Genomic DNA, 17791 nt, shown 5'->3' on the forward strand with positions numbered 1-17791 from the left:
CATTTTATTGGACAATAACTTTAGACCATCTTTAATGCTGCACTCCAGCAGCGCTACAGTATGCCTATGTCAACGGCGAACAGCAAACCAGTCACAAGCTATTAACGGCTAAATTGTGACCAAGATCAACGGTACCCTCACATAATCAAGCCATTGAATTAAAGTCGTTTGATAAATTTTAAGCACAAAAAAAGTGGCCCTTAGGCCACTCAATAAATGGGGGGATACGCAGGAAGCTAACGCAAGCTTGCCGATACCCAGTTCTGGTTAGCGCAACGCAGCGTTGAGCCCTACGGTATTGACGGCCACCATTTGCGGCCATCATTTGCGGCCATCAATAGCGGATCACAGTTTAACCAGCACTCGCCCTGTCACCTGTCCTTTAACAATCTTATCGGCAAATTCTGGCACTTGAGCTAGGCTCACTTGCTGACAAGCCTGCTGATAGAACTGCTCAGGTAAACGTGCAATCACCTCTTGCCACGCGGCTTGGCGTTTCTCAAATGGGCAAGAAACGGAGTCAATACCCAGTAGGCTAACTCCGCGCAAAATAAAGGGCATCACTGTGGTGGGCAGTGCAAATCCGCCCGCAAGACCACAAATGGCCGCGGCGCCGCCATAGTTAATTTGCGCCAATGCTTTCGCTAAAATTTTATCGCCAACGGTATCGACCACACCTGCCCAGCGCTGGGCCTCTAAGGGTTTCGCATCTTGCTGTAACTCGGCGCGATCCATCACCTCTGCCGCGCCCAACTGTTTAAGCATAGGGCCATTTTGTTCAACGCGGCCACTGCAGGCCACCACACGATAACCCGCACTGGCAAGCAAGGTCACCGCAACCGAGCCGACACCACCACTGGCGCCAGTGACGAGCACCTCACCTTGCTCTGGCGTCACTCCGGCGCGTTGCAATGCCTGTACACACAACATGGCGGTAAGCCCGGCGGTGCCTATCATCATGGCTTTGGCGGCATCACATCCTGCTGGCATGGGGACTAACCAGTCGGCATTGACGCGTGCTTTTTGCGCCATACCACCCCAATGATTTTCACCCACGCCCCAACCAGTGAGGATCACCTCATCACCCACTTGGTAGCGTGGATCTGCCGATTCGCTCACCACGCCCGCAAAATCGATGCCCGGTACCATAGGAAACTGGCGGATAATTCTGCCAGTGCCTGTCACCGCCAGGCCATCTTTATAGTTGAGAGAGGAATAGGCGACATCAACTACCACATCGCCAGCCGGAAGCTGATCTTCGCTCAATTGCGTCACGCTGGCGTGCGTCACTTTATCTTGCTGAGTTAACACTAATGCATCAAACATGCTTCTCTCCCAACTGATTTAAATCAGTGATTATTGATGGTACAAGCTCATTGGCGCTTACCTTAATGGTGATAACGCCACACAAGCAAGTGGTGATATTGTCTCAGGTCAGCTTCGTGAGCTGGCGCATTTACATCATATTTAGCTTAGCGCGGTCAGTCACATATTTCGCTCAAATCAGACCATGTAACCAAGCTTACTTCAGCCCTAAGGCCTTTAATTTACGGTACAGCGCATTACGGCTGATCGCCAAACGTTTGGCGCACAAACTCACATTGCCTTGACACTCATGATACAAGGCGGCGACATTGGCATTAATGGTGGCATTGAGGGATTGACCCGCTTTTGACTGGCTCTCTTCAAGCACTGACTCTATCGGCAATAGATGATCGGCCACACGCAGCTGTTGCTGCATATGATCAGGCAGATGATGCCACGCTAATACCTCGTCGCCCTCGGCCAACAAACACGCCACCTGCATCACATTATCTAACTGACGTAAATTACCCGGCCAGGCGTAACATAACAGCCGCGCTAACAGTTCAGCGCATAATGCTTGCGGCGCCACCCGATAACGCTTGTGTAATTTATCGATGATCCGCGCCTTATCTAGGCGATCGCGCAGCGGCGGCAGCTCCACTTGCAGGCCATTGAGTCGATAATATAAATCTTGTCTAAACAAGCCTTTCTCGACCAGAGACGCTAAATCCATATGGGTAGCGGCAATCACTTGAATATCGACTTTGAAGGTGTGATTGCTGCCAACAGGCACCACCTCGCGCTCTTGCAATACCCGCAACAAGCGCGCTTGCGCCGCAAGGGGCATTTCGCCCACTTCATCGAGGAACAAAAAGCCGCCATCGGCTTGACGGATCTTGCCCAAATAACCACTGCGACTGGCACCGGTAAATGCGCCCCCCTGATAACCAAACAGCTCTGATTCCACCAGCTCACTCGGTAAGGCGGCGCAATTGACCGCCACTAATGGGTGCTGGCTACGGCTGCTCTGATGATGCAACTTTTTAATAAACTGCTCTTTACCGACCCCAGTTTCACCGCACACCAATAACGGAATATTACGTTTAACCACCTTGTTGGCCTGCTGCCAAGCGCGCTCCAATTGCGGGTCACGAAAACGCACGCCTATCTGCTGACTCACCAGATGAGAGCGGCTACTGGGCACTAACTCTTGGGTCTTAAGGTGTAAACTTTGATGCTGTAATAACTGTTCGGGGCGATGCCATTGCTGCCCCAAATATTGATGAATATCGTCACCCACCTTGGCGCTCTGCAGCAGTTTGTGGGCCATCGGGTTACAGCCCAATATTTTACCCTCGGCATTAGCGACCACTATACCTTGCCATCCCGAGGTAATAAGCGAAGCTTGCTCAGCTAAGTCAATACGATAGTGGCTACCGGGCAGATGGCATAATAGCGCCGTTTCAATCTGTTGCGCTAAGCTGGCGATCAACAACAGGGTCTGCTGGCTATGGCGTTGTTGTTCGCTGGTGATGTCGATAGCGCCGAGCATCTCCCCCGTGGGCGAAAAAATGGGCGTAGCGGTGCAACTCATAAAGCGATGCTGACGAATAAAGTGCTGATCGCCAATCACAGATACCGCTTGCTTTGAGGTTAGCGCCGTACCAATGGCGTTAGTGCCTCGGTACTGCTCATGCCAATTGACCCCGATATCCAGCGCCACATTGGCCAACTTATTAGAGTATTGTGCTACCCCCCAATGGCGCAGCACATAACCTTCGTTGTCAGACAAAATAAGGCGGCTCTGAGTATGCGCCATGAGCTGATGAAACAAGGGTAAAGCGTGTTGTTCAATCAGGGCGATTAATTTGCGATATAGCTCGTGGCGTTCGGCGAGCGCGTCGCTTTCTAAACGCACGGCTTGTGGCAGCTGGGTTTCTGATAATCCTGCACCTTGGCTGCGTGACCAAGAGTCAGATAACCAAGCCTCTGTCTGTGGAGCAATCGTCATAACAGTGTTCCATTTTGGCACAGCGGCTGTGCACTTATGTCACAGTGCGACGACCCTTCCAGTGCTACCTCTTACTGGAACACGCACATTCAGACATCAAAAATTAGCTTTTCATCATACTGTTACCAAACAATCAACACAACTCCTGCCAGTTTGGCGCGCACCTTGTAACGTGCTCTATGTAATAGACCAAATGCAGTAGGGCACATCAGCAGGTCAGTGACACACAAGCGACAGGCAAGTACCTGCTTAACCCTATTTTATCGAGCGATAAGTCAGTCGCTCACTATACCAACCGCGCACAAGATGGCGGCACGAAATAAGACTCGAATCAATACTCAAATCAATACAAGGAAGCAGCATGATTTATACAAAACCGGGTAGCGCCGACTCACTCGTCACCTTCAAAAGTCAGTACGATAACTTTATCGGTGGTAAATGGGTCGCACCTGTAAGCGGTGAATATTTTACTAACAGCTCGCCAGTTGATGGCCAAGCGTTTTGCCAAGTGCCACGTTCAGATGCGAGAGATATTGAATTAGCGCTCGAAGCTGCCCATGCCGCCAAAGACGCCTGGGGTAAGACCTCGGCGACCGAACGCTCAAACGTATTACTGCGCATCGCCGATCGCGTCGAGCAAAATATCGAATACCTTGCGGTAGCCGAAAGCTGGGAAAACGGTAAGGCGGTGCGCGAAACCCTAAACGCCGATCTGCCGCTGTTTGTTGATCACTTTCGCTACTTTGCTGGCTGTATTCGCGCCCAAGAAGGCAGCGCGGCCGACATTGATAACAACATGGTGGCCTACCACTTTCCTGAGCCATTAGGTGTGGTCGGACAAATTATTCCTTGGAACTTCCCCCTACTGATGGCCGCATGGAAAATCGCCCCCGCACTCGCCGCCGGTAACTGCATCGTCCTTAAGCCTGCAGAGCAGACACCGGCCTCTATCTTAGTGATGCTTGAGCTGATTGAAGATCTGCTTCCCGCAGGTGTACTTAACGTGGTTAACGGTTTTGGTAAAGAAGCGGGCCAAGCACTCGCTACTAGCTCACGCATTGCAAAATTGGCCTTTACCGGTTCGACCCAAATAGGCCACCACATCTTAAAATGCGCCGCCGAATCCTTAATCCCATCGACTGTTGAACTGGGCGGTAAATCCCCTAACATCTTCTTTGCCGATGTGATGGATCATGAAGATGAATACCTAGATAAGGCGATCGAAGGTATGTTACTGGCCTTCTTTAACCAAGGCGAAGTCTGCACCTGTCCATCGCGGGTATTAGTGGCCGAATCGATTTACGATAAGTTTATCGAGCGGGTTATCGCCCGAGCTAAAACCATCAAGCAGGGCAATCCACTCGACACCGACACCCAAGTGGGCGCACAAGCCTCTAAAGAGCAGTTCGATAAAATTCTGAGCTACATCGACATCGGCCGCAACGAAGGCGCCGAAGTGATCATTGGCGGTGAACTTTGCCAGCTCAGCGGTGAGCAGAGCAATGGTTTTTATGTTAATCCAACCATTCTCAAAGGCACCAATAATATGCGCGTGTTCCAAGAGGAGATCTTTGGCCCGGTTATTTCAATGACCACCTTTAAAGATGAGGCTGAGGCGCTGGCTATCGCCAATGATACGCAGTTTGGCTTAGGCGCCGGCGTATGGACCCGCGATATGAATCGCGCCCAACGTATGGGCCGTGGCATACAGGCAGGCCGTGTGTGGATAAACTGCTACCACGCCTACCCAGCCCATGCGGCCTTTGGGGGGTACAAGCAGTCGGGGATCGGTCGTGAAAACCATAAGATGATGCTAGCCCACTATCAAAACACCAAAAACATGTTGGTTAGCTACTCGACCAGCCCATTAGGTTTCTTCTAATCTCACTCAGCCATGGCCAAATCCTCTCATTCTGAGGGTTTGGCCTGGTTGTTATCAAGCCCTACCTACAAACTCACAGCGTCAATCGAGATCTCACCTTCAATAAAAACTAAGATATCACCCCGCGGATTTCCAGATTGGAAACGCTCTATTAGCGGTTTTTCACTGTTAGCCCAAACGCGAACCACGTAAATTATATCCATATTCTTTTTGTGGATACCTATCATGACCCGACTCAATACACTGGCAAGCATAGTTAGCGACCCTCATCTCTCTCCCAAACAAAAGTCGAACTATCTGGCCTTAGAGGCTGAAGCGAGCTTGCCCTATGTCGCGGTGTCCGATGCCGTAACCACGGCCATGCAAGCGGGGATTATTTGCGACATGTTTGAGGGCCACGCCCCCTTTAAACCACGCTATGTGCTGCCCGATTATGCTAAATTTCTGCGCCAAGGCTCCGCCTACTTAGAACTCGCCGCCGCGACAGATTTAGATGAAGCGCTCAACGCGCTGATCATCCTCTATCATCATGTGCCATCGGTCACTAATATGCCTGTGTATCTGGGTCAGCTAGATGAACTACTCATGCCCTACGTTGACGGCGTTGATGAACAAACCTTATATCGCAAGCTGAAAAACGTGTGGATCATGCTCGATCGCACCCTGCCCGACGCCTTTGTGCACGTTAATATCGGCCCAAGCGATAATATCGTTTGCCGCACCCTGCTTAAAATCGATGCCGAGCTTAAACAGGTGGTGCCTAACTTGACCTTTATGTACGACCCGGCCACCACGCCCGATGATCTGCTATTGATGGCAGCTAGCAATATTTGTGAATGTAATAAGCCCCATATAGCCAACTACCCACTGCACGCCAGCGCCTTTGACGCTAAAGGGTTCGGCATTGTCAGCTGTTATAACGCGCTGCCCCTCGCCGGCGGCGCTAATACCTTGGTCAGGATTAATCTAAAGCAACTGGCCCGTCAGGCAAGTTGCATCGACGCCTTCTTTGAACATACTCTGCCAACCTACTGTGCCCTCGCCTATGAGCTCATCGAAGCCCGGGCTACATTCCTCCATCAAGAGTCGCATTTTTTCGACAGCTTCTTGGTAAAAGAGGGGCTTATTGAGCCGTCACGTTTCGCCCCCATGTTTGGCATTTACGGCATGGCCGAGGCGGTGGATATTCTGCTTGGCAATGCGCCCATATCTGAGCAGATGAGCGCCAAACCCAGTAAACATTACGGCCATCACGACGGCGCCAATCAGCTGGGCTACCGGATATCGAAAGCATTAGATAGCATAGTTAAATCGACGCCTGTGACTTACGGTTATAATGACCGCGCCCTACTGCATTCGCAAAGCGGTATCAGCCTCGATGTGGATGTCACCCCTGGCGTGCGTATTCCCTATGGCACCGAGCCCAATCCCGTGGCGCATATTCAAGCGTTAGCGCCGCACCATCAATACTACACCTCAGGGATCAGCGATATTCTCACCATAGATGCTACCGTGAAGCAAAACCCCGAGGCCATGCTGCAACTCTGCAAGGGCGCATTCAACTTAGGCTTTCGTGAGTTTAGCGCCAATGTTGCCTCTAACGACTTAATTCGCGTTACCGGCTACATGATAAAACTCTCCGATATCGCCGCCTTTAAACAGCAAGGCTCACGCACCAATACCACAGGGCTAGGCGCCGAAGCAGCGCAGAATACCGGCATACTCAAGCGTCAGCCGAGAGTGGCCGCCCTTGAACTCACGCCCAGCTACAGTGAGTAAAGAGCGGTGAATAAAGTAGCTGCAAGTAGAGCTAATGTGGATCGATCATCGGTAAGTCCATTGGCCAATGTCAGCCAGATCTTGCCCTTCTCCTGTGTCGACGGGCCGGGCAGTCGGCTGGTGATCTTTTTGCAAGGGTGTAATTACAGCTGTAAAAACTGTCATAACCCCCACACCATCACACCCTGCGATCATTGCGGCGACTGTATTCCCGCCTGCCCACAGGCGGCGCTCGCCTTAGATAGCAGCGGCGTGAAACCACGTATTGTGTGGGATAGCCAACGCTGCAACCAGTGTGATGCGTGTTTGTCCGCTTGCAGTAAACAATCTAACCCGAAAACCCAGCAATACAGTGTCGATCAGTTACTGGCGCAGATCCGCATTAACCTCCCCTTTATCAACGGCATCACGATTAGCGGCGGCGAAGCCAGCTTACAGCTGCCATTTGTTATCGCGTTATTTAAGGCGATAAAAGCCAGCCCGCAACTTAGCCACCTCAGCTGTATGCTCGACACCAACGGCAGCCTAAGCCACACAGGTTGGCACAAACTATTGCCCTATCTCGACGGCGCTATGGTGGATGTAAAAGCCTGGCAGCAAGAGACCCACAACTACATCACCGGGCGCGATAACCACAGGGTATTTCAATCGCTAACCCTATTAGCCCAACATGAAAAGTTGTACGAAGTGCGCCTACTGCATATCCCCGGCATCAGTGATTTCGACCACGAGATAGCTGCCCTGTCCCACTACCTTAACCAGCTACCCGAGTCGGTGCGCATCAAACTCAACGCCTTTCATCATCACGGCGTTACGGGTGAAGCGAAGAACTGGCCAAACTGCCATGAAGCCAATATCCAGCAGCTCGCCACACAGCTGTCGCAGCGAGGCGTGCAGCATTTGGTTTTGCCCAATGTGTATTTGTAAGGTGATTTTTGAGCTTATAACGCCAATCGCCCATCTTTAGTTTTTGAGCGTCAAGCTGACTTTGGTATTTAAAAGGATATTTGAAACCATGACTTTATGGTTTATCAATTGCCTGCAGCATGCCTTTCGTGCAGGTATTTCGGTGGGGCGCTGCAAGTATATCCCTATACGCTCGACGGTGGCATCCATGCCACCAACCCCCACCGCCATACCTACACCGAGTTATGTATCTCTTCGATTTAGCCGTAATTGGTATCCACAGAACTGTTAAAAGCTAAATTATTTTTGGACAAAGTATCTTGGCCTTCGAATCAAGGTGTTGGCTTTTTTTGGCTTGTAGCATTTAGTAGAGTTAGTTTTTATTTATTGATGGTAGCGTTAACCTTCATGGCAACCAATTGCCTGCAGCATGCCTTTCGTGCAGGTATTTCGGTGGGGCGCTGCAAGTATATCCCTATAAGCTCGACGGTGGCATCCATGCCACCAACCCCCACCGCCATACCTACACTGAGTTCTTAATCTCTTCGATTTAGCCGTAATTGATATCCACAGAACTGTTAAAAGCTAAATTATTTTTGGACAAAGTATCTTGGCCTTCGAATCAAGGTGTTGGCTTTTTTTGGCTTGTAGCATTTAGTCGAGTTGGTTTTTATTGATTGATGGTAGCGTTAACCTTCATCATTTTGAATTGCTTGCCGCAGGCCTTTAGTGCAGGTGCTTCTGTGACACGGTGAGTGAAGCCCAGCTTCGCGCTAACGAACGAGAGGCATGGATGCCGAACTGGCTTTTAGACATGGACGTTGTTCAAGTACAATCCATGTCACGGAAGGTCACAGCCGCACCTACACCCGAGTTCTTAATCTCTTCGATTTGACCTTACTAGTGTCACTCGGACAATCAAAAGCTAACTTATTTTTGAACAAAGCTTGTTAGGACTAATGTTCTAATTGGTATGTTTCAGATTAATTTTTTTATGGGTTAACGCCCACTTAAGCGGACAAAAATAGTGGGTTAAAATGTGAAGCAAAGCGGAACCTAACCAACTGTTTTTGTCCGTTTAAAGTGCTTGTTATGTGTTGGGTAGTTTGACAGAGAATTCACTTTCATTATGTACTAATTCTAACGTCATTCTCTTCTCATTAACCACGCTAAGAAAAACATTAATCACGCTTACAAGCTGCAGATAATACAACTCTTTTTTACTTTCTCTGTCTGAAGCAAAGAAGAACCCTACACAAACATGACCATCAGGAAGAAAGGGTGAGAAATGATTACTATGTACAAATTGATTACATAAAACCTTCAAACTAAGTTGCTTTGAACCGCCAGAAAAAAGCTGGTAGTCATTTATGAACTTATTTTGTTTAGGCTTATCTGCTTTAGGATACGTCGTAATTTTCCAGTTAAGACTTATGACGTTATTTGGAAGTAAACCGCTTTCTTTCAATTTACGGATAGCGTAGAAGCCGAGGAAAATGGATTTTTCAACCGAAAATTCAAGCTCGTCATTCCAGTTATTACTTCGATAAAGTTTTTCAAGAGATGTCGCTGATTGTTTCAGCTCAGCTAACCAATACCTTTTCAATCGACTATCAATCATAAAACCTCTTAAACACATAACAGCTTATTGAATAGCAGCTCAACAAACTGCTGTCCAAAATTTAACCTGCAGCAACTATGACACGCTAATACATTGAAATAAAGCGATAAAGTGAACATCGCATCCATAAAAGTTGAATAAGTTCCCCGCAAAACAGAACGAGTTGATGTAGAGGTCTCTACAACAAATTATTAAATCACAACAATTCAACTAATTATAAAATTGCAGGCTGTTTATCGAGCATAAAAAACACGTTTTTCGCTCTGTTTTTAGCGTGCATCGAACATGGCGAACGTTTGTTAGCTTTTGGACTAGCGGCTCACACCAAGTGAAGCTAAATCGAAGAGACAGAATAACCGGTGTAGATACGGCTGAGGGTATCGAAAACAGGGATGTTTTCGTTAAGCGGCCAAGGACGGCGAAAAGCGCCCCGAAGCAGTATCTGCACATTAGCCTGCTGCAAGCAATTAACTCACATTGAAGGTTCGACCTTCAAACACTTTCAATAAATGAAAATACAGCCAGCCGCTACTCAAACAAATGTCATCGTTCTTCATTCCAAGACCAGCACACTTTGGGGCAAAAGTTTCTTAGCTTTTAACTCTGAATTCACACCAAATAAAGTTAAATCGAAGAGACTGAATGACCCAGTGTAGATACGGCTGAGGGCATCGAAAACAGGGACGTTTTCGTTAAGCGGCCAGGACGGCGCACAGCGCCCCGAAGCCGTACCTGCACATAAGGTCGTTCCGTCACATCCCTGTGATCACGACATTCGTATATCCATATGCATCACCGCCGCAGGCAAGTAACAACCATGAAGGTGCGACCTTAAAACACTCTTGCCCAAAAAAGGCACCGCCGAAGTCTACTCGGCTTCATGATCCCATATATTAGGGATGACCTTGCTGGTATACCCAGAAATAAATGGCTTTTTCTGCCCAGAATGGAGGTCATACACATGGCGTTTTACCGCACCGATGTTGCCGCCGTAGACGTGAATGCTGATCGACACACTATCCTTAAGGGCATTTGAAACTTTGTGGATATCGCCAATGCGCGGTGATACGAGATCAACGCCGCCCGTGGGCAAATGATGTGAACCGATTGCACGCAAGCGAGCGGTTGCAGGGTCTAGTTCAAACTCCTCACAGAGCTCGGCGCCGCGCATAACGCCAACCATGCCCCATACGGTATGATCATGCACTGGGGTCGTTTGTCCCGGCGCCCATACAAAACTCACCACAGAAAAACGCTCCAGCGGATCGCAATAGAGCAAATACTGTTGATACCTGTCCATGCTCGGCTGGGCAAACGCTTCGGGCAACCAATCATCATGACGGATAAGTGCTGACAGTAGGTTTTTTCCATCAGCCAAAATACGCACCTCATCGCTGCCGACGTGTTCGATTAAATGGGTAAATGACTGAATAAAATCCCGCAATCTGACACTGTTTTCCATCACGAACTCCCCCCTGATGAGCATGCGAACCAATTAAGCTATCTGGCTGATCACTGTTGAACTATAACGCTTAAAAACAATAGATAACTATAGATATAATCATAACCCTAGCGAGGTCAGCCAGATTAAAAAAAGGAACCCGAGAGTTCCTTTTGTACAAAATCTATATTTAGTCGATAAATTATTAAAATGAAATGTACTACACCGGCTCTTGTTCATCTTTATTAAGATCGATAAGCGCTTGACTATAACTAGTGATTACCCACCTAGCGCCCTTATATATCTGAACATACGTCGTTAACACATTTTCACGCTTTTGAATGATAGTACGACTATCGCCCTCTAGGAAAACGTCCGGTACTTCATTAATGTTCTTGGTGCGTATTGCGCAATTAGTAGAAGTTAACTCTAGAGTGAGTGCTTGGTTTACATCAAAATCAGGGTCAACCTGTAGAATGCTGTCTGTTTGCAAGGTTAACGCATCATCATAGGTTACTTTAAAGACAGTCTTACACTGAGTATTCGCAAACACTGACGAACTGACTAGCAGAGTGAGCAGCGCAGCGATATATTTTTTGTTCATTTACAGTCCTTTGTTTGTTGCATTTATGATTCAGCATCGTTACATAATCGTTTTTTTTTACAAAATAAATCAACCATACAGATTACGATCCTTGATGAAATCAGTCATAAGAACTAGGCTGGATTTTTGGAATTATCTGCTTTAGTGGCAAATAAAAAACCATTAAGCCCAACACTAAAACCCCAACGCCCCCCTTCACTCAAACGCCACTCGACTGCATTCCACTATCTGTTGATAGAGCCAACGCAGCGCGGGATCATTCATGCTCTGACGCTGCCAAACCAGACTGTAGGCGACCTTGCCATAATCGAATGGTAGCGCTTTAGTGACTAACCCTTTGGCCTGAGAAGCGGTATTGGCCCAATGACGCGAGCAGGTAAACAGCAGTTCACTGTGATGACACATTAACGCCGCACTGCCAAAGTCGGGCACCACTACAGGGGTCGCCCGCTGGCGTGACTGCTGAGCTAACTGCATCTCAAAAAAGGGAATATTTAAGTCGGCATCGCTTATTCCCACATGACTAAAATCTAAGTAATCGGCCATGGTAATGGTCTCTTGATGAGCCAATGGATGCGCCGGACTCATTAAACATACCATCTGATCATCAATTAAGGTTTCCCACACCAAGTCTTGCTGGGTGATAGGCGGCTGGCTGCGATCATGGGGCAAGATGATGAAATCCAGTGTTCCCTGCACTAAACCGTCGAAGCCTATTCCCTCCTTGGCGCAGATGGTTAAGCGAATGTTGGGCGCCATCTTCAGCACAGTGGCGGTTAACTTCGCCGCGAGCAGTTCAAAGGTGCTTTCACGCATAGCTAACGAAAAGCAGCCCTCATACAGGGCAGGATTAAACGCCTCTTGGCTGACCATCTGGTTTATATCATTAATGATTTGATGCACACTCGGCCCAAGTCGACGGGCAACAGGCGTGGCAACCAACTTATTACCATTACGGTAAAACAACTCGTCATCTAAGCTATTGCGCAGTTGGCTTAAGGTCTTACTCACCGTTGATGGGCTAAGGCACAGCCGCCGAGCGCTGTCAGTCACACTCAAGGTGTCCAGCATCACGTGCAACGTGATTAAGTGTTTCATGCTAATACGTGAAAGTTTAGCCAGCTCCATATCTATCTCAGCAATTAATGACAGTCCTAGGTAATATAAACCTAAATGCCGACCATGTTGATGACGATGATGAGATTCACGATCCCACTCACAGTGACGTTTTCCACCATCGACTTTTACCGTATAATCGCCGCTCATCAATCCAAAGGTAGGCCAGCATGTTCCATATCGCCCTTTATGAACCCGAAATCGCCCCTAACACAGGCAACATCATTCGCTTATGTGCTAATAATGGCTGCCAACTGCACTTAATTGAGCCACTTGGATTTGATTTAGAAGAGAAAAAGCTGCGCCGCGCGGGTTTAGACTACAGCGACTTAACCCGGGTGACTCGCCACAAAGACTTTGCCCATTTTCTCGAGGCAATGGCAGGTAAGCGCATAATGGCGTGCACCACAAAAGGCAGCCGTCCACACAGCGAACTGAGTTTTGAGAAAGATGACGTGTTGTTGTTTGGCCCTGAGACCCGCGGTTTACCGATGGAGATCATCGAATCCTTACCGACCACACAGCGCCTAAAAATCCCCATGGCAGGCAGCAGTCGCAGCTTAAATCTGTCTAATGCGGTAGCGATCATCAGTTACGAGGCTTGGCGACAAATTGGCTACGAAGGCGCGCTTTAACACTTGAGCGCCTATAAGCAGCGCTAATCGTTAATCATAAAAAAGCCCCAGTAATTTAAGGTTACTGGGGCTGGTTATTTAACAGCAAGGTCTGCACTGCTAGGATGTGGACTTACTGAGTAAATCCAACGGCATCAATTTCAACTTGCTTAACCTCGCCATATTGCGCCGCAACATCGGCAATCTTGCTGGCATTAGCTATCAGCACATATTGCAACTTATCCTGCGGGAAGTAGCGACTGATTAAGCGCTGGCTTTCGGCAATGGTCAGGCCATCAACCTTGGCTTGAAACTCGTTAATATAACTGTCGTCGAAACCGTACAAATACATGTCGGACAACAGGGCTGCCAATTGACCGCTGGTCTCAAATTTAGGCGGAAACTGCCCTTTAACATAGGCTTTGGCCGAGTCTAAGGTGGCCTGATCGATCCCTTTCTCCCATAATCTCGCGTAGGTCTTTAAGGCCAAATCGATGGCATCTTTGGTGGTTTCACTCTTGGTAAAGGTGCTAATTTTAAACACCCCGCCCTGAGAATAAGCGCTAAAACCTGAGCGAGCACCATAGGTTAGGCCGGCGTTAACCCTTAATTCATCATTTAACCATGAGGTAAAGCGACCGCCCAATATGGTATTCACCACTTGTAAGCCAACCAAATCAGGATTATCCCGCGTGACCCCTTTGCCACCGATCAAGAAGGTAGTTTCAATGGCATCGCCCTTATTCACCAGCAAGACGTTACTCTGGTCTAACGCTGGCTGCCCTTGGGCTAAAGCGGGCATTTGAATCGCTTCACCATTTTGCCAATCGCTAAACAAGCTGGCTAGTTTGGCTTTCATGACTGCTGGGGAAAAGTCTCCCACCACAGTGATGGCGGCGTTGCGTGGTTGGTAATAGCTTTTATGAAACGCTCTAAGCTGAGAGATAGTAAGCTGCTCCAGCGAGGTACGCGTCCCAGAAGTGGGATTACCATAAGGGTGCTGACCAAATATTAGCTTATCGAAATAGCGACCAATCACATTGCGTGGGCTCTCTTTCGCTTGCGCTAACGCGGCCATTTCACGCTGACGCAACTTATCAAACTCTTCGGCATAAAAATCAGGCGTCACCAATAAGTCTCGCACCAATGGCAACATCTTATCGCTATCTTTCGCCATAAAGTCGGCGCCAATATAGGTGCCCTCTTTGCCAGCGCTGGCCCCAATAGACGCCCCGAGGAAATCGACCATCTGTTCAATGTCGGCTTTTGACTGACCATTAGCGCCAAGCAGTAAAGACTGCGCCGTCATCAGCGCCACACCGGAAGTTGTATCGTTAACGGCGCCCGCACGCACCACGGCATTAACGGTAATTAAGGGGACCTCCGTCTGCGGCATTAAATAGACAGTTAAGCCATTGTCGAGTTGATAACGCTCATAAGCGGGCATCTTAAAACTGGCACTGTCAGACACAGGCGTTTGAGTCGTCGTACAACCAGATAAGCCTAGCGTGGCCGCCAGCAGCGCGGTCAGCGCTAATGTCGACAACTTGGCGGGCATTTGGCTAATAAACTGCTTCATTGGTCACTCTCCTCTGTGGCCGCCAATACGGCAACGGTGCGGTTGGCACGACGTAAATAGGTTTGCGCTACACGTTGAATATCATCTGGGGTGACCTTGTTATAGGACCCAGGCGCATTAAATAACTGAGCATAATTGCCAAAATAAAGCTCATAGGTGCCTAGGGTGTTGGCTTTACCATTGATGGTTTCCATCGAACGATAGAAGTCCATCAATTTGATATTTTTAACCTTGTCTAATTCGTGCTGACTAACGCCTTCACGTGCAACGCGGTTAATTTCGCTAATCATGCTTTTTTCGAGTTCCGTGGCGGTGATCCCAGGGTTTGCCACCCCCATAACGTAAAACAAGTTAGGGTCAAAACTCATCGGCATATAGGTTTCGACTTCTATCGCCACTTGTTGCTCTACCAAGCCTTGATAGAGACGCGAGCTATTGCCTGAGGTCAAAATAGAGGACAAGAGATCCAGTGCATAGTAATCGGCGTGGGTCGTGGCGGGCACATGATAGCCCAGCATCACGTTAGGCGTACTGACCGAGGCCTTGTGCACATAGGTGCGGCGCTCGCCTTTTTGCAGCGGCTCCACGGTTTTCACTTCGCGCGGCGGCGCTTGAGCTGGAATTGGCGCAAAGTACTTATTGGCTAAGGCTTTCACTTCATTGAGCTTCACATCGCCCGCAATCACCACCACCGCATTATTAGGTGCATAGTAAGTCTTATGGTATTGCACTAAATCGTCTAGGGTCCAGGCGGCGATATCCGATTCATGGCCTATCACCGACCAACTGTAAGGGTGCGCTCTAAACGCGACACCTTTGAGCTCTTCTTGTATGGTGCGCCAGTTAGAGTTTTCTAGCCCTGTGGTGCGCTCAGAGGTCACCACGCCGCGCTCACTTTCTACCATTTCAGCATTGATATCCAGATGCGCAATGCGATCGGCTTCGAGGTCAAAAATGGTCTCTAGCGCGCTGGCAGGAAACCAGTCGGTATACACAGTGACGTTTTCTGTGGTGTAAGCATTATTGGCTCCCCCCGCGGCTTCCATGGTTCTGTCAAACATCTTAGGACCATATTTTTTTGAGCCGTTAAACATCATATGTTCGAAAAAGTGAGAAATTCCGGTAATGCCGGGGACTTCATTACGCGAGCCGACTTTCCAAAATAGGTACATGTTGGCATTGGGGATAGAAGCATCTTCTAACACCATGATCTTCATGCCATTATCGAGTGTAAAGCTTTGTATATCGTCGACTTGTGTCGCCTGTGCGGCCGTTGCAGTACATAACACTGCTATCGACACCCCCAGCGCGATAATTGTTCGCATCATCAGTGGTTCCCTCTCGTTGCGCAGCTAAAAACATTTAAATGTTACCGAGACACTCAAGATATGAGGATATCGATATTTAGCTGACTATTAAGCGGTGAAACCAGGATTAAGATCAAGTGCCAGAGCGTAAAATCTACATAACTTAATTGTAACGTATTGCTTTTTTGATATTAAAAAATGAGGACGCAAGCCGCGCAATGGCCCTAACAGGCAGCCAAATAGCGCAGCAATAGGCGAGATAAAACCGAGTAAAAAGTTCTTTGCCAGCAGGTAGCATTAGCGCCTGCTGTAACCGCTTAATCCTTAACGGGCACTTTTGGTAAAAAATACCACATCGTTATCAATCACTTCTAGCTGCCACTGCCACTGCTTAGCTATCCACTCAAAGGTGGCAATGCTGTAAAAACGGATATGGGTCAAATCGTTCTTATAGTGCCAGCGGGCAAATTCCTCGGCGCCCAAGACTCGTTTAGTCATGATAGCCAACACCCCATTGGGCTTGAGCAAGGCATCCAATTGCTGCAACAATGCCGCGCTATCGGCAACATGCTCAATCACCTCGGTCATGGTAATAAAGTCATATTGGCGGGCTAACAGCTCAGGATGGTTAAAATAATACAGATCATAATTGGCCATAGTGATGCCAGCATCGTCAGCCATCACACTGATGGTTGGCCCTGGGCCACAACCAAAATCTAACCCTTGCATGGCGGGTGTCAGCCGCGGCAATAGCGGGCTCCACGTGCGGCTTAAAAAACGGCGATAGCCCAAATCGTCACTATTATTTTGATGATTATCGTAAAACGCTTTCTCGTCGGCGGCGCTGAGCAAATACTCGTCGGGCACAGTGACCAGTTGGCACACTGAGCAGATAAAATAGGCGCGCTGCTTATCTTGATGAAATGCAGATAACGACGGGCTCTTACATAAAGGACAACAACTCACGGTATTTCCTATTTCAATGATCCACGTTAAGGGTCATTTGCACACTAGGTATGCGAATTCATCCTAAGGTTGCGGGATTTTACGCGTTTTTGCCGCCGCTTCGGCCGCTTCACGTAAATATTTTTGTTCACGGGTTTCGCGCTGATTAAAGTCGGCTTGCGCTTTAGCCCGTTGCTCTGCTTGCCATTCGCCTGCTTCTTGGCGCTGCAATACCTCTTGCTGACGCTGCTCGGTCTCGCTCGCCGCTTGGCGCGCCTTGGCTAATTGATCTTGCTCGGTTTGTCGCGATAGCGCCTCGGTCGTTGCGGTTTTTTCATTTCGGCTAGGGTCATCTTTGGCCACTACGGCGCCACTGCACAGCAAAGCGCAGCCGATGAATATCGATGTGATGCAATGCGGTTTACGAAACATCATTTTTTCCTCAAATCCTATGTGTGATAAACGATGAGTATCAATACTATGTATCCCAGTGTTCACCAAGCGCCCATTTAGCCAAGGATAAATCACTGACTTGCAGTATGGCATGCTGATATTACCTGCTGCTTGCCCGTGATGATAGCGGCTTATTTTTAGGCGTTGAGTATGCGAGAAGAGAGCAAATGTAAATCGAGTCATGGCAACCAGGCCACTTTATAAAGCAAGGGGTGGGCAATACCGGCA

Annotated in this window: 14 protein-coding genes; 4 read left to right on the top strand and 10 right to left on the bottom strand. The window is 48.5% G+C overall.

Features of this window, described 5'->3' with window-relative positions; all coding sequences use genetic code 11:
- Nucleotides 1-345: 345 nt before the first annotated feature.
- The gene (gene acuI / locus AC5YBX_RS16410; RefSeq protein WP_494520655.1) at nt 346-1326 is read right to left on the bottom strand and encodes an acrylyl-CoA reductase (NADPH); all 981 of its coding nucleotides are present in this window, start codon (nt 1324-1326) and stop codon (nt 346-348) included.
- 196 nt (nt 1327-1522) lie between these two features.
- Nucleotides 1523-3316, bottom strand: a complete 1794-nt coding sequence (locus AC5YBX_RS16415; RefSeq protein WP_494524075.1) for a sigma-54-dependent Fis family transcriptional regulator — start codon at nt 3314-3316, stop codon at nt 1523-1525.
- A 361-nt stretch (nt 3317-3677) separates the two neighbouring features.
- Here AC5YBX_RS16415 and exaC point away from each other — a divergent pair, with 361 nt between their 5' ends.
- The 3 genes from exaC to AC5YBX_RS16430 all read left to right on the top strand — a co-directional run bounded on the left by exaC (nt 3678) and on the right by AC5YBX_RS16430 (nt 7904).
- Nucleotides 3678-5198: an acetaldehyde dehydrogenase ExaC gene (exaC, locus tag AC5YBX_RS16420; protein WP_494524076.1), complete on the top strand. Its 1521-nt coding sequence runs from the start codon at nt 3678-3680 to the stop codon at nt 5196-5198.
- A 225-nt stretch (nt 5199-5423) separates the two neighbouring features.
- Entirely contained in the window at nt 5424-6977 is a 1554-nt protein-coding gene (locus AC5YBX_RS16425; RefSeq protein ID WP_494524077.1) for a YjjI family glycine radical enzyme, read from the top strand.
- A gap of 36 nt (nt 6978-7013) precedes the next feature.
- Nucleotides 7014-7904 (top strand): YjjW family glycine radical enzyme activase, encoded by an 891-nt coding sequence (locus tag AC5YBX_RS16430; RefSeq protein ID WP_494524078.1) that lies wholly within the window; start codon nt 7014-7016, stop codon nt 7902-7904.
- A gap of 1069 nt (nt 7905-8973) precedes the next feature.
- On the opposite strand, the gene AC5YBX_RS16435 is transcribed toward AC5YBX_RS16430, so the two are convergent.
- The 4 genes from AC5YBX_RS16435 to AC5YBX_RS16450 form a co-directional block, all read right to left on the bottom strand.
- On the bottom strand, nt 8974-9504 hold the full coding sequence (locus AC5YBX_RS16435; RefSeq protein ID WP_494524079.1) for a hypothetical protein: 531 nt from the start codon (nt 9502-9504) through the stop codon (nt 8974-8976).
- 868 nt (nt 9505-10372) lie between these two features.
- Nucleotides 10373-10966, bottom strand: coding sequence for a cysteine dioxygenase family protein (locus AC5YBX_RS16440; protein ID WP_494520649.1), 594 nt, complete (start codon nt 10964-10966; stop codon nt 10373-10375).
- 199 nt (nt 10967-11165) lie between these two features.
- Nucleotides 11166-11549, bottom strand: coding sequence for a hypothetical protein (locus AC5YBX_RS16445; protein ID WP_494520648.1), 384 nt, complete (start codon nt 11547-11549; stop codon nt 11166-11168).
- A 195-nt stretch (nt 11550-11744) separates the two neighbouring features.
- Entirely contained in the window at nt 11745-12677 is a 933-nt protein-coding gene (locus AC5YBX_RS16450; protein WP_494524839.1) for a LysR family transcriptional regulator, read from the bottom strand.
- A 158-nt stretch (nt 12678-12835) separates the two neighbouring features.
- Here AC5YBX_RS16450 and trmL point away from each other — a divergent pair, with 158 nt between their 5' ends.
- Complete coding sequence (gene trmL / locus AC5YBX_RS16455) at nt 12836-13300, top strand: tRNA (uridine(34)/cytosine(34)/5-carboxymethylaminomethyluridine(34)-2'-O)-methyltransferase TrmL (RefSeq protein ID WP_494524080.1); 465 nt, start codon at nt 12836-12838, stop codon at nt 13298-13300.
- A 112-nt stretch (nt 13301-13412) separates the two neighbouring features.
- Here the strand turns inward: trmL and AC5YBX_RS16460 are convergent, their stop codons facing one another.
- From AC5YBX_RS16460 to AC5YBX_RS16475, 4 genes are all read right to left on the bottom strand, one after another.
- Nucleotides 13413-14837 carry a M16 family metallopeptidase gene (locus AC5YBX_RS16460; RefSeq protein ID WP_494524840.1) on the bottom strand — a complete coding sequence of 475 codons (1425 nt, stop codon included), beginning with the start codon at nt 14835-14837 and terminating at the stop codon, nt 13413-13415.
- A gap of 17 nt (nt 14838-14854) precedes the next feature.
- On the bottom strand, nt 14855-16186 hold the full coding sequence (locus AC5YBX_RS16465) for a M16 family metallopeptidase (protein WP_494524081.1): 1332 nt from the start codon (nt 16184-16186) through the stop codon (nt 14855-14857).
- A gap of 303 nt (nt 16187-16489) precedes the next feature.
- Complete coding sequence (locus AC5YBX_RS16470) at nt 16490-17131, bottom strand: class I SAM-dependent methyltransferase (RefSeq protein WP_494524082.1); 642 nt, start codon at nt 17129-17131, stop codon at nt 16490-16492.
- 63 nt (nt 17132-17194) lie between these two features.
- Nucleotides 17195-17545 carry a hypothetical protein gene (locus AC5YBX_RS16475; RefSeq protein WP_494520644.1) on the bottom strand — a complete coding sequence of 117 codons (351 nt, stop codon included), beginning with the start codon at nt 17543-17545 and terminating at the stop codon, nt 17195-17197.
- Nucleotides 17546-17791 lie beyond the last annotated feature (246 nt).

Source organism: Shewanella sp. 492 (assembly GCF_059338445.1).